This window comes from Geothrix sp., from assembly GCF_020622065.1.
In the GTDB taxonomy this organism is placed as follows: Bacteria; Acidobacteriota; Holophagae; order Holophagales; family Holophagaceae; genus Geothrix.
In genome coordinates this window covers 340672-353969 of sequence record NZ_JAHRYQ010000002.1, presented here as the reverse complement: position 1 = coordinate 353969, position 13298 = coordinate 340672, and the positions used below count along the sequence as shown (strand labels likewise).

Genomic DNA, 13298 nt, shown 5'->3' with positions numbered 1-13298 from the left:
CGTCAGAGCTTCTTGTGGGTTCCGTCGCACATGGGCTTGGTGCCGCTCTGCTTGCAACCGCAGAACCACTTGGTCCCGGTCACATCGGCGGTGTAGGCCAGGGGCGTGAAGGGCCCACCCTTGTGGGAGCCATCGCAGAAGGGCTGCTTCTGGCTGTGGCCGCAGGCGCACCAATGGTAGGTCTTGCCCGCTTCGACCTCGACCTGGTACGGGCCCTTCTGGGCGATGTGGGGCTTCGAATCCGACATGGCGGTCCTCCTGCTGGGGTGCCTGGCGTGGATGGAGAGGACCATCATAACGCCGACCACCCAGCCGGCTCAGTCGCCCTGCCGCCGCTCCCACATCTCCTCCCACTCCAGGTCGGTCCACCACTCGGCCTCGAGGCCATCGCAGGCGGTGCCGTAGGAGGGGCAGGCGATGCAGCCGTCTCCCCGATGGACTTCCGCGTCGTGCTGGGGCGGGTGGATGGCCACCAGGACCCGCCCCGCCTCCCAGGCCAGCGTCTCTTCCGAGGTCATGGGGCGGGAGGGCAGGTCCCGCACATGGAAGCGGCGCAGGCGCTCCTCCCCTTCCGGGAACATGACGGAGTTTTCGGCGTCGATGTGGCGCCAGAGGGAGCGGCTGTAGTCCACCGCCAGGGCTTCCATGCGGTGGAGGTCCGCCGCCGAGGGCGAGGGCGCGGCCAAGAGGCCCTCCAGGCCGTCCAGTAGGCCGGCCATGCGCCGGTGCTCGCCCGTCAGCGCGGCGATGGGCCCCCGATCCGCCGGGAGTTCGGCCCGCTCGGCCAGGGCGCGGAAGAGGACCTCCTCTTCCTTGTGGTGGTGAAAGTCGCCGGCGTAGCACCGGAAGAAGGCCATGAAGCGGGCGCCGTCGGCGGGATCGCCCTGGCCCGCCAGCCGGGCGGTCACGAAAGCCCGGAGGGAGCCCAGCACCTGCTCGATGAGGTCGTGTTCCCGGCGGAGGTCGTCGATGAGCTGCATGTCACACCCGGGCCGGGGCGCCCTCCACCCGCATGCCCAGGGCGTTCAGCAGCCAGTGGTCGTGGTTGCCGCCGGGGTTGGGGGTGGTGAGGAGCTTCTCGCCCGTGAAGATGCTGTTGGCCCCCGCGAAGAAGCAGAGGGCCTGCAGCTCGTCGCTCATCTGGGTGCGGCCGGCGCTGAGCCGGATACGGCTTTTGGGGAAGAGGATGCGGGCCGTGGCGATCATGCGGACCAGCTCCAGGGGCGGGAGGGGATCCACATCGGCCAGCGGCGTGCCGTCCACGGCCACGAACTGGTTGATGGGGATGCTCTCCGGAGCAGGCTCCAGCTCCGTCAGCTCCTGGAGGAAGTGGATGCGCTGGTCCACCGTCTCGCCCATGCCCACGATGCCGCCGGAGCAGACTTCCAGGCCCGCGGCGCGCACGGCGGTGATGGTTTCGAGCCGCTCGTCGAACTTCCGCGTGTGGATGATGGTCTCGTAGAAGTCGCGGCTGCTGTCGATGTTGTGGTTGTAGACCTGGCAGCCGGCCGCTTTCAGGCGCTTGGCCTGGGGCTCGTTGAGCATCCCGAGGGTGACGCAGACTTCCATGCCCATGCCTGATACTCCGCGCACCATGTCGAGCACGGCATCGAAGTTGGCGTCGTCCTTCACCTCGCGCCAGGCGGCGCCCATGCAGTAGCGGGTGGAGCCGTTCGCCTTGGCCTCGGCGGCACCCGCCAGGACCTTCTGGACATCCTTCAGCGGCTCGACCTTCAAGTCGGTCTGGTAGCGGGCGCTCTGAGGGCAGTAGGCGCAGTCCTCGGGGCAGGCGCCGGTCTTGATGGAATCCAGCGTGCAGAACTGGATCTCCTCGGCGTTCCAGTGCTGACGGTGGGCCGTGGCGGCCCGGTACAGAAGCTCGGGAACCGGCAGATCGTGGATGGCGCGGATGTCGCCGGGCGTCATGGACATGGTGGGGGCTCGCAAAGAGCCCATTCTACATAAGACCAAGATGTGGGATTTATGGACCTTGGGATCAGCTATTGATCTGCACTGGTCTGTGGTGGAGCTGGGATTATGCCCGTACTTGCCCGGTGAAACCCGGGGTAGACGGGTGGTCCGGAGACCGGCGCCCGCATGCTAGATTGAAAGGCTTGAAAATGGTCCAGAACCCCTTGTGAGGAATGCCTTTGGCCGCCCACCTCGACCTGTCCGCACCCTCGACGACCCTCTCCCGCGAGCAGCGGGTGGGGCTCTACCGCACGATCTACGCCGCCCGTCGCATCGACGACAAGGAGATCACGGGCAAGCGCCAGAACAAGGTCTACTTCCAGATCAACGGGGTGGGCCACGAGGCCGTGCAGGCCGCGGCCGCCATGGTGTTCCGCCCCGGCCACGACTGGTTCTTCTTCTACTACCGTGACCGGGCCCTGGCCTACGGACTGGGCTATACGGCCAAGGAGATGTTCCTGGGCTCCGTGGGCGCCGTGGACGATCCCGCCAGCGGCGGCCGGCAGATGCCCAGCCACTGGGGGCACAAGGGCCTCAACATCTACACCACCTCCAGCCCGACCGGCAGCCAGTTCCTCCAGGCCGTGGGAGCCGTGGAGGCGGTGGTGCGCGCCGAGCAGGGGGGCCTCGCGGAGGACCTCGGCATCCATTCCGACGAGGTGGCCCTGGTCACCACGGGGGATGGCACCTGCAGCCAGGGCGAGTTCTGGGAGGCCATCAGCAACGCCGTGAATCTGAAGGCGCCCGTGGTCTTCCTGGTGGAGGACAACGGCTACGCCATCAGCACGCCCAGTGAAGTCCAGTATCCCGGCGGCAATGTGGCGGCCCTGCTCCAGGGCTACGAGGCCCACGGCCTGCTGATCCTGGATGAGGTGGATGGCTGCGACCCCCTCGCCAGCTACGAGGCCCTGAAGGCCGCCGCGGACCATGCCCGCGCCCGCAAGGGGCCGGCCCTGGTGCGGGCCAAGGTGATCCGTCCCTACAGCCACTCGCTGTCCGACGACGAGCAGCTCTACAAGTCGAAGGCCCAGCGGGAGGCCGAGGCGCAGCGGGATCCGGTGGTCACCTACGCGGCCCGGCTGGTGGCGGGCGGCGACCTCAGCGAAGCCCAGCTGCAGATGCTGAAGGAAGAAGTCCAGGCCGAGATCGACGCGGCCTGGGAGGAGGCGGAAGCCGCCCCGAGGCCCGAGCCCGGGAGCTATTACCGGCACCTCTACAGCGAGGAGGTCGATCCGACCTCCGCCGACTTCGATACCGAACACGCCCCGGGCGATCAGGCCACGGGCGCCAAGACGATGATCGACCTCATCAACGCCACGCTGAAGCATGAGATGGCCCGGGATCCGCGCATCCTGGTCTTCGGCGAGGATGTGGCCGACGCGAGCCGGGCGGAGATCCTCGGCGAGGTGAAGGGCAAGGGTGGGGTTTTCAAGGCCACCCACGGCCTGCAGAAGCAGTTCGGCGCCCACCGCGTGTTCAATTCCCCCCTGGCGGAGGCCACCATCATCGGTCGCGCCATCGGCCTGTCAGCCCGGGGTTTCAAACCCGTGGTGGAGATCCAGTTCTTCGACTACATCTGGCCGGCCATGCAACAGCTCCGCGACGAGCTGGCCAACATCCGCTGGCGCTCCAACGGTGCCTTCAAGAGCCCCATGGTGGTGCGGGTGCCCATCGCGGGCTATCTCATGGGCGGGGCCACCTACCACAGCCAGTGCGGCGAGAGCACCTTCACGCACATTCCCGGCCTGCGCGTGGTCTGCCCCAGTTCGGCCCTGGACGCGGCGGGCCTGCTTCGGACAGCCATCCGCTGCGATGACCCGGTGCTCTTCCTGGAGCCCAAGCACCTCTACCGTCAGACCCACAACAAGGGCAACGACCCCGGCCCCGATTTCATGATCCCCTTCGGCAAGGCCCGCACAGTGCGGGAGGGTACGGGCCTGTCGGTCATCACCTATGGCAACACTGTCCACCGGGCTGTGCAGGCCGCCCGGGAGGCGGAAAAGGAGGGCATCTCCGTCGAGATCCTCGACCTCCGCACGCTGAACCCCTACGACTGGGCGGCCATCGAGCGCACGGTGAAGAAGACGCACCGCGTGATTGTGGCCCACGAGGACACCCTGAGCTGGGGCTACGGCAGCGAGATCGCCGCCCGGATCGCCGACGAGCTGTTCTTCCACCTGGACGCCCCCGTCCGCCGCGTGGCCGCCAAGGACACCTGGGTGGCCTACTACCCGGCCCTGGAGGACGAGATCCTGCCCCAGCCCAAGGATTTCCTCGAGGCCTACCGGAAGCTCGCATCTGTCTGAAACTCCACTCGCAGGTGGTTTCAAGCGATAGGATGAGCATCTCTCCCGGAGGAGTCATGCGCGCGCTGCCGATCGTCCTCTCCCTCTGCACCACCGCCGTTTTCGCCCAGCTGGGCGCACCGAACCTGCCCGCTTCGGGCTTTCAGCGCACCTGGACCGTGGGAGGTCAGACCTTCGGACCCACCCTCACGGGCCACTTCCAGGGCGTGCAGGATGGCCAGCCCATCTTCGTGGACCTCGACAAGGACCTGGGCCTGGGCAAGGACAAGACCACGCCCGGATTCTTCCTGGACTACCAGGGGCCGCGCTTCGCCTTCCAGATCTCCAACGGCACTGCCGAGTACCGGGGTGATCAGGTGGTGAACCGCACTGTGACGGTGAACGGGACCTCGTATACGGCCGGTACCCGGGTGCTGTCCCATGTGAAGCTGGCCAGCGTGGACGGCATCTGGACCATCAAGTTCGTCCGCGAGTCCGATGCCTGGCTGGGCGTCGATCTCGGCGTGCAGGCCTGGACCCTGGACCTCGATGCCTCCAGCGCGCCCATGGTCGGATCCCCGGTCGCCTCCAGCACCCGGGTCACCGCCCCCATTCCCCAACTGGGCCTTTCGGGGGGATCCCGCGGATTCAACGGGGCCGTGGAAGCCAAGGCCTATGTCCACTATCTGGGCTACAAGAGCGCCAAATACACTCTGTTCGGGGCCGACCTGCGGGTTTATCCCGTGAGCTGGTTCGGGCTACGGGCCTTCTACGAGGGCGGCAGCTTCGATGTGCCCAAGGGCTCGGTGAAGGACGACCTGGAGCTGAAGCTGGACCGCAAGGGCGTTGGCCTGGGTGCTGTGGTCCGATTCTGAAAATCGGGACACCTGCAGAAAAAAGCGGTGGACGGAAGCAATCCTGTCATGCTGTTTGGCGTGACCCGCCAAGGGCGGAATTCACATATCAGCAATGACGGCCTTGTCTGGGGAAAGTCATCGCTACACCATCCACCAGACATTCTGCAGGAAACAGTCATGGCTCAAGGCACCGTCAAGTGGTTCAACGCCGAAAAGGGCTTCGGATTCATCACCCCCGACGAGGGCGGTGCTGATCTCTTCGTCCACCACACCGCCATCCAGGGCGGCGGCTTCCGTACCCTGGACGAGAATCAGCGCGTCAGCTTCGAAGTCGCCCAGGGCCAGAAGGGCCCCCAGGCCACCAACGTTCAGAAGATCTAGCTCTTCTCTTACCGTTCCAAAGAAAAGGCGGCCCACCGGGCCGCCTTTTGCGTCACGGGATCGGGTAGTCGAGAGCCAGATAGGGATGGTTCCGGGTGTAAACCCGGAAGATCTCGAGGGCCTTCACCGGAGCCTCTGAAGCCAGACCTTCGATCAGGATCCGCTCTGCTTCAGTGAATGGGGAAGGATGGATCCCGATGGATTGGGCGAGATGCAACCTGGCCTCCTGGATCGCCCCATCTGGAGACAAGCCCTGCGAGTTGGCCCATGCGGCGCGCATGCGGTCGATCCTGGCGAGGGCCAACCGGAGTTTCGGATCATCGCCTTTGATGGCTAGGCCGCGTCGGGCCATCCGCTCGGCCTGCGTGAGATCCTCCAGGGGGGATCGGTTCAGCCGAAGGGCGTAATCAGCGGCCAGCACCTCGATGGCCACCGCCTCCCGGAAAAGCCGGAAATCGGTAGCGTTCAACTGGGAACCTTCTCGCAGGGCGGCGCGGGCCTCCTGCAGGAAGGGAGAGGGATCCCTTCTCTTTGCAAAGGCCGCGAGGGCTCGGATTCGGTGTGCTTCGGCCAAGCCGAGGTGCAGCCGATAATGGCTCCTCGTGATGGCGAGGCCTCGCCGGCCCGAGGTGAGCGCAGCTTCCAGATGGGGCGCGGGATCCTGACCTAGGGCCAAGGCCCGTCGGGCCTTCCAGGCATGCGCCAGCACCAAGTGCATGGGCGGAAACACGCTGTTCGGACTGAGGCGCTGACTCTGCTCCAGGTGCAGGACCGCCCGGTCTAGGGTGGCGCGGGGGTCACGGCCCTCATCCATCTCCCATTCCGCGCGGACGAGCAGGAGATTCCCCCACACCGTGAGAGGGTAATAATTGTTGGACTTGGCCTGTGGCCCGGTCTCGAGAATGCGTTCTGCGTCCTCCAGCACTGGAAGAGGTGACCGGCCTCGGCTAGCCAGGAACTCCGCCAGTAGGCAAGCCGGCTGCACATGATCGAAAGTACCGGGCTTGAGGAAGAAGGCCATGAGCTCCAGTTCGTGCAAGGGGTCCTCCCCCCTTCGAAACTGCCCATCTGCAAGAATCCAATGTAGATAGGCTATGACATCAGCGAGCCCTTCGTCCTTGATCTTCCGCTCGTCGGCCTGGAGTGCCTTGAGGGTTTCACGCATGAGGGGCCTGACATCCACGCCCGTCCGGAGCTGGACGAAGCCCTGCCTCACCCGCCCATAGGCCCAATCTTGCCGCACCCGGAGGTCGTCCGGTCGGATGAGCATGGCCCTGGCGCATAGAGCGTCTCCCCGTTTGAAGATCGCTTCCGAGGGCTCACCACCATCGGCATCGAAGGTGGATTCCCGGACGATCTGAGCAAGCATCACCCCACAAATCCGTTCGTCGCTGGGCGCGAGGCGGAGGGCGTCCTCCAGGGCCGATTCGCCATTTTTGAGCGCGGCCCGCCCTTCGCCGACGCTTCGGATCGTTTCAGCTCCGAGACCGAGCGACTGATTCGCGAGCAGGCCCCAGGCCTGGGCCTCCAGCACCTTGGCCTCGTACATCCAGGGGCGGGCCTTGAAGGCATCCTTGCATTTCCGGATGCAGAGGGGGTAGTCCAGTTCCAACATGGCGACCTGGGCCTCGCCGAACGCTGGATCCTCCTGGCTCCGACCCATGGCCCGGATGAATTCGGCGTGGGCCGGGACCGCAAAGCGCTGGCGGATGGCTTCGTGCTCAGAGGGCTGAGGATTCCGGTGCAGAAGTTCGTCGAAATAACCCTCCATGAGGGCGGATCCGGTGGCATAGGCCACATCAGGCGAATCGAACCCCGCACGGCGCGCTTTGGCCAGTTCGTCCAGTGCCAGGGAGAATTCCCGGAGCGCCAGATGTCCTCTTCCCAGGGCGTAATGTCCAGGCCCCTCTGCCACAAGGCCGAGTTTCGCCATGGTGGTGCGGATGTCAGACATCCGCCGCTTCACCTGGACTTCAGCAGGCCGGATGTCATGGGCCGGCAGCATGCGCTCGATGCGGAGCAACTGCTCCACCTCCCGTACCTGGAGGCCGAAGGTCTGGGCCAACTCCACCTGCGCCCTTGCCCGCCGCGCCGCGTGAACATTCCACCCCGCAAGCGACAGGGCCACGAGGGCGCCGGCCGTGATGGCAAGGCTGAGGGTCCGATGCCGCTTGATCCTGCGCCAAGCCCGGCCCAGTGGGCCGATGGCCCGCGCGCGGATCGGTTCGCCTGCCAGCCAGCGCCGGAGGTCCTCCTCCAGGTCGAACGCCGAGTCGTAGCGCCTGGCCGGGTCGGCCTCCATGCACTTCAGAAGGATGGTGTCGAGATCCTGGGGGAAACCCGGAATCGTCCGCCGGAGGCAGCGGATGATCTGGGTGTCCTGCTGATGGATGAGGCCAGCCAGCGTGGTGGCCTCAAAGGGAGGGTGCCCGCCGAACAAGGCATAGAAGGTGGCCCCCAGGCTGTAGATGTCCGATGATTGCGTGGCCTCACAGCCTTCGGCTTGTTCCGGGCTCATGAAGGCTGGGGTACCCACCAGTCCCCAGGAGAGGGTGAGATCCGCCACGGACTGGTCCCTCGCCAAACCGAAATCCAGGATGTAGGGAACACAGGTGCCGTCCTCACAGAACTCCAGCAGGATGTTGGAGGGCTTGATGTCCCGGTGGATCAGACCCATCTGGTGGGCCGCATGAAGGGCGCCGGCCACATTGGCCATGATGCAGGCCTTCTCATTGATGCCCAGGTCATCCTTCGCCTCACCCAGAGTTTGGCCCTGGATGTACTGCATGGCGATGAAGGGATGCTCCCCTTCGGAGCCCACTTCAAAGACTTTGCAGATGCGGGGATGTTCCACCCGTGCCTGGATCTGGGCCTCACGCATGAAGCGTAGCGCCATCACCGGATCCGCATTCAGCAGGCGCTTGAGGGCGACTTGGCGGCGGAGCAGGGGGTCCCAGGCGAGATGCACCACCCCCATGCCACCTCGACCCAATTCAGGGCCCATAACGAAACGCCCCAGTCGGGGGCTCTCATGGCTGGAGGCCCACTCTGGAGGTTCGGCGGGGCTCGCCAGGGGGGACTGCGTAGAAGATGATGAGATCATTTTCAATCAATCTACCTGGAACGCTTTAATCCACACCTATGAAAAATGTGGCATCACCTTTTTCGTGGTTCCGATCCTCCGTCGGCTGATGCAACCATGGGTCATGGCCGTTCGTGGACCCTACGATTCCCAGAGCGCATCCGGGACGCCGCGCTCACTGGGCGAGCGGATCAAGATGCTGCGCGTCCAGCGGGGGCTGACGCAGGTGGAACTGGGCGAAGCCTTGAACAGCGACCAGGCCACGGTCTCCCTGTGGGAAAGAGACCGGGCCAAGCCCTCGGGCCCGGCCCTGGCGGGCGTGGCCTCCTATTTCAGCGTCACGGTCCAGGCCCTGGAAACAGGAGAGGGGCTGGAGGCCCACAGCGCCCTGGACCGGGAAGCCACATCTCAACGACACATTCCAAAACAGGGTCCCATGGGCCTCTCAGATCCCGGCCCCGGCGCCGCCCTGGCCATTGATGTCCGGACCCAGTCCGAGCAGCGGTTGGAACCCATGGAAGCCATGGGCTTCCTGATGAAAGCCCTCAAGGAAGGACGCTCCGTCTGGATAGTGGCCGACTGAACGGCGATTCGAACTCGTGGGACATCAGCCCGGATGAGGGCTTGGGATTGAATTTATATTTCGTAGTTGAAATATTAAAAAAATGCTATTGTGCCTCGCAGAATCCTTCTCGAGGTTCCGATGGGCAACCACCGCCGATTCTTCTGGAAACCCCTGGCATCTGTGGGTATCGCCATGGCACTGTCCCTTGGTTTGGGATGCAGTGGGGGTGGCGGCGGGGGGGGAACGGCCAATCCCGGGCCCTCTTCACCCTCGGTCACCGCGCCCGTGTTCATGGGGCAGCCTGCTGACCTCACCGTCCAGTCGGGGGCCAACGCGGCCTTCTATGCGAGTGCCTCCGGGTCACCCTCGCCCACCTACCAGTGGGAGCGCAGCGCGGATGGCCTGAGCTGGACCTCCATCAATGGGGCCACGCAGGCGAACTACACCTTCACGGCCCAGACGACGGACCACTTGGCGAAATTCAGGGTCAAGGCGAGCAACAGCGCAGGAACGGCCACGAGCACGACTGCCACCCTCTCCGTGAGTGGTGGCAGCGGCAACCCCGTAGCGCCGACATTCACCACCCAGCCTGCCAGCCAATCGGTGGTGGCAGGAAGCGCGGCCGCGTTCTCGGCAGCTGCTACCGGAACGCCCACGCCGACCTACCAGTGGGAGCGCAGCGCGGATGGCCTGAGCTGGACCTCCATCAATGGGGCCACGCAGGCGAACTACACCTTCACGGCCCAGACGACGGACCACTTGGCGAAATTCAGGGTCAAGGCGAGCAACAGCGCAGGAACGGCCACGAGCACGACTGCCACCCTCTCCGTGAGTGGTGGCAGCGGCAACCCCGTAGCGCCGACATTCACCACCCAGCCTGCCAGCCAATCGGTGGTGGCAGGAAGCGCGGCCGCGTTCTCGGCAGCTGCTACCGGAACGCCCACGCCGACCTACCAGTGGGAGCGCAGCGCGGATGGCTTGAGCTGGACCTCCATCAATGGGGCCACGCAGGCGAACTACACCTTCACGGCTCAGACGACGGACCACTTGGCGAAATTCAGGGTCAAGGCGAGCAATAGCGCAGGAACGGCGGTGAGCAATGTGGTGACGCTCACCGTGACGGCAACCGCTCCGAGCAGTTATTCCATTTCGGGCAAGGTGACCGATGCCTCCAATGCCGCCCTTTCATCTGTTACGGTCACTTGCACTGGGACCAGTACGAGCTCGGCCAGCACTGACGCCAGCGGTAATTTCACGATCTCGGGTCTGGCCAACGGAAGCTATGTCCTGACGCCTGCCAAGACCGGCTACAACTTCAATCCCGCAAGTACGACCGTCCTGGTGAGCGGTGCCAATGTCACCGGGAAGAATTTCACTGGGGTATCAAGTGGCCCTTCGTCTGGGGGTGGAGCCTTCGTACCCACGGGCTTTATGACCATCGGAAGGATGTATCACACGGCCACGCCTCTTGGAGATGGCACGGTCCTGATCACCGGTGGGCAAACCCCAATGGGGGATACCGGGAGTGCGGAGATCTATAACCCCTCGACGAAAACCTTTACCGCCACCCTCGGATCCATGGCCGTCAAAAGGGCTCAACATGCCGCTGTGCTCCTGCGTAATGGCAAGGTACTTGTCGTTGGCGGCGGGAATTACCTTTTTTCCATGTATAAAATGGCCGAAATCTATGACCCTTCGACCCAGAAGTTCACAACTGTTGGCCCCATGGTTCAGGACAGATCTTTGTCGGGCTGTTTTGCTGTGCTCCTCGCAGATGGGCGGGTGCTTATCGGTGGAGGAGAAGCTTCGTCAACCGCTGAAATATACGATCCAATCTTAAATAAATTCATAGCGACAGGGTCCATGGTGGTGTCGAGATTCATGGGCCCGGCTGTAGCGGTACTTAACGATGGTAAAGTCATGGTCGTTGGTGGTGGCTCAAATAGTGCCGAGTTGTACAATCCGGTAACGGGTGTATTCACTGCCACTGGTGCACCCACAGCTGTGACTAGCGATCATGTAACAACTCTTTTAACAGATGGTAGGGTGTTGCTGACGGGGAACTCATCCTCTGGTGCTGCTGAACTATATGACGCTAATACGGGTCGGTTTACTGCGACTGGAGTAATGGGAACACTCTCTATTGGGCATTCAGCTGTGCGCCTTCAAAGAGGCTCAGTGCTACTTGTAGGATTGGACCCGGGCGATCTTCACATCTGGCCTCCCGAACTTTATGATCCCTCCACAGGTTTATTCTCTGTGACTGGTTTCATGGCAAAATCGAGCTATTACCATACCACTACGCTTCTTGCCGATGGCAGTGTCCTTGTGGCCGGAGGCCTGACGGGGGGGGGAATCATTACGGATCGCGCCGACCTATACAACGCGGGGGACGCCAGTTCGGCCCCAATCTTCACAGCTCAACCCCAAAGCCAGACCGTGACGGTGGGAGCCAGCGCCACCTTGACGGTGGCTGCCAGCGGGACCCCCGCGCCCAGTTACCTGTGGGAGCGCAGCGCGGATGGCCTGACCTGGGCACCGATTCCGGGGGCCACCCAGGCCAGTTATTCCCTTTCAGCCCAGCCTTCCGACCATTTGGCGAAGTTCCGCGCCAAGGCCACCAACAGCGCAGGCACTGCGATCAGCAATGTGGCGACACTTACGGTCGTGGCGGCTCCCCCGTCTTCGGGAGTCTATGGGAGTCGCTACTATCCGATGAGTTCAGGCAATTATTGGCAATATGAAGGGGTTTCAATCTCAGGCAGCAGATACACGGATACTTACACGGTATTATCGGCATCGAGTCAGAGTGCGACTATTAAATATATTAATTCATCCTTTATGACTGGAAACTATACGAATTTTAATATTCAGCTCAGTGGTGTGGACATGAGCACCATGAGCCTTAGCTACTCAAGCGGTGGGTCTTATGTTTACACTCCGCCTCAACCCATTCTTTTGCCCGATTCTTCTTTTGGTCCCCATTTGGTGTTCACGAGCACAGGCCAAGGAAGTTCCTTTTCTCAAACAGAAACAATCGATTGTAAAATAATTGGTCCCGAAACAGTCACAGTACCTGCTGGAACCTTCGATACCATTCGAGTTGATTCAGTGCGTACAACTGTTACTGGAGCTTCGACGCTAACGATGTATATAACTGATTATTTTGCAATCGGAGTCGGCCGGGTAAAGAGTCGAACAGTATCTTCATCAGATCCATCAAGTCAGACTGATATTAGTCTTCTTTCATATGCTATTCGTTAACGATGATTTATTAAAAATCAATAGATAAAGCGCCGTTGTACAAGGCATGAACCCAAGACTCTTCTAAAGGAACCTACTCATGAATCTCCAGGCATGCTTGATGACCCCAGTCCTGCTTATCGCCGCCAGCCCAGCCTCGGCCCAGGCCCCCTCCAAGGACGCCCCCCTCACCAATCAGGAGGTCATCAAGCTCTGCAAGCTCGATCTGGGTGACGATGTGGTCATCGCCAAGATCAATCAGGCGAAGTATGTGGATTTCAAGCTGGAGACCGATGACCTCACCAAGCTCAAGTCGCAGGGCGTGAGCAAGCCCGTGCTGGCGGCCATGCTCAAGCGCGCGACGGCCACCGCAGGCGAGATGAACACCACCAGCGTGATGGGCCCTTACGGTGGAGCCGTGGTGACCACCTCGGGCGGTCCCATGGCGCGGCTGATGACCAAGGATGGCGAGTACGACCTCAGGTCCATCGCAGGCAGCCCGAGTCAGACCTGGGCCTATGTCACGGTGCTCATGTTCATGGATTACCCAGGGCTGAAGGCCGAGGTCCGCACCAAGGACCACAAGCCGGCGTTCCTCGTGCGGTCGCAACAGAGCCCCGTGGGGCGCTACTTCCTAGTCAAGGCGGAGTCGAACAAGAAGGATCTGACCCGCTCGGTGAAACTGGGGAGCCGGGGCATGTTCACCAACAAATCCGTCACCAACCCCGACAAGGACTGGACGGTGCTCTTCGCCGCCAAAGAGCAGGGCAACGGGTTCTGGCAGATTACGCCCCAGAAGGACCTGGAGCCTGGGGAGTACGGCATCTGGTTCAGGGATTCGGAGCTGTACGACTTTGGCGTGGATTGAGGTTCACCTAGAAAGTCAGCCTAAGAAAAGCGGCCCCAGTCGGGGC

At 62.9% G+C, this 13298-nt stretch carries 10 protein-coding genes; 6 read left to right on the top strand and 4 right to left on the bottom strand.

Annotated elements, in window-relative coordinates; genetic code table 11:
• Positions 1 to 2 precede the first annotated feature (2 nt).
• The 3 genes from QZ647_RS11105 to bioB all read right to left on the bottom strand — a co-directional run bounded on the left by QZ647_RS11105 (position 3) and on the right by bioB (position 1932).
• The gene (locus QZ647_RS11105; protein ID WP_291272224.1) at positions 3 to 248 is read right to left on the bottom strand and encodes a CDGSH iron-sulfur domain-containing protein; all 246 of its coding nucleotides are present in this window, start codon (positions 246 to 248) and stop codon (positions 3 to 5) included.
• Positions 249 to 317: 69 nt separating this feature from the next.
• Complete coding sequence (locus QZ647_RS11100) at positions 318 to 980, bottom strand: hemerythrin domain-containing protein (protein WP_291272223.1); 663 nt, start codon at positions 978 to 980, stop codon at positions 318 to 320.
• Between the two features lies 1 nt (position 981).
• On the bottom strand, positions 982 to 1932 hold the full coding sequence (gene bioB, locus QZ647_RS11095) for a biotin synthase BioB (RefSeq protein ID WP_291272222.1): 951 nt from the start codon (positions 1930 to 1932) through the stop codon (positions 982 to 984).
• A gap of 218 nt (positions 1933 to 2150) precedes the next feature.
• Between bioB and QZ647_RS11090 the strand changes: the two genes are divergently transcribed.
• The 3 genes from QZ647_RS11090 (at position 2151) to QZ647_RS11080 (ending at position 5494) form a co-directional block, all read left to right on the top strand.
• On the top strand, positions 2151 to 4277 hold the full coding sequence (locus QZ647_RS11090) for a dehydrogenase E1 component subunit alpha/beta (protein ID WP_291272221.1): 2127 nt from the start codon (positions 2151 to 2153) through the stop codon (positions 4275 to 4277).
• 56 nt (positions 4278 to 4333) lie between these two features.
• Complete coding sequence (locus tag QZ647_RS11085) at positions 4334 to 5131, top strand: hypothetical protein (protein ID WP_291272220.1); 798 nt, start codon at positions 4334 to 4336, stop codon at positions 5129 to 5131.
• A 159-nt stretch (positions 5132 to 5290) separates the two neighbouring features.
• Positions 5291 to 5494, top strand: coding sequence for a cold-shock protein (locus QZ647_RS11080; protein ID WP_257306334.1), 204 nt, complete (start codon positions 5291 to 5293; stop codon positions 5492 to 5494).
• A 52-nt stretch (positions 5495 to 5546) separates the two neighbouring features.
• On the opposite strand, the gene QZ647_RS11075 is transcribed toward QZ647_RS11080, so the two are convergent.
• Entirely contained in the window at positions 5547 to 8498 is a 2952-nt protein-coding gene (locus QZ647_RS11075; protein WP_291272219.1) for a serine/threonine-protein kinase, read from the bottom strand.
• Between the two features lie 202 nt (positions 8499 to 8700).
• On the opposite strand from QZ647_RS11075, the gene QZ647_RS11070 reads away from it, so the two are divergent.
• From QZ647_RS11070 to QZ647_RS11060, 3 genes are all read left to right on the top strand, one after another.
• Positions 8701 to 9159 (top strand): helix-turn-helix transcriptional regulator, encoded by a 459-nt coding sequence (locus QZ647_RS11070; RefSeq protein ID WP_291272218.1) that lies wholly within the window; start codon positions 8701 to 8703, stop codon positions 9157 to 9159.
• Between the two features lie 522 nt (positions 9160 to 9681).
• Positions 9682 to 12405 (top strand): kelch repeat-containing protein, encoded by a 2724-nt coding sequence (locus QZ647_RS11065; RefSeq protein ID WP_291272217.1) that lies wholly within the window; start codon positions 9682 to 9684, stop codon positions 12403 to 12405.
• A gap of 100 nt (positions 12406 to 12505) precedes the next feature.
• Positions 12506 to 13252, top strand: coding sequence for a hypothetical protein (locus tag QZ647_RS11060; RefSeq protein ID WP_291272216.1), 747 nt, complete (start codon positions 12506 to 12508; stop codon positions 13250 to 13252).
• The last annotated feature ends 46 nt before the right edge of the window (positions 13253 to 13298 follow it).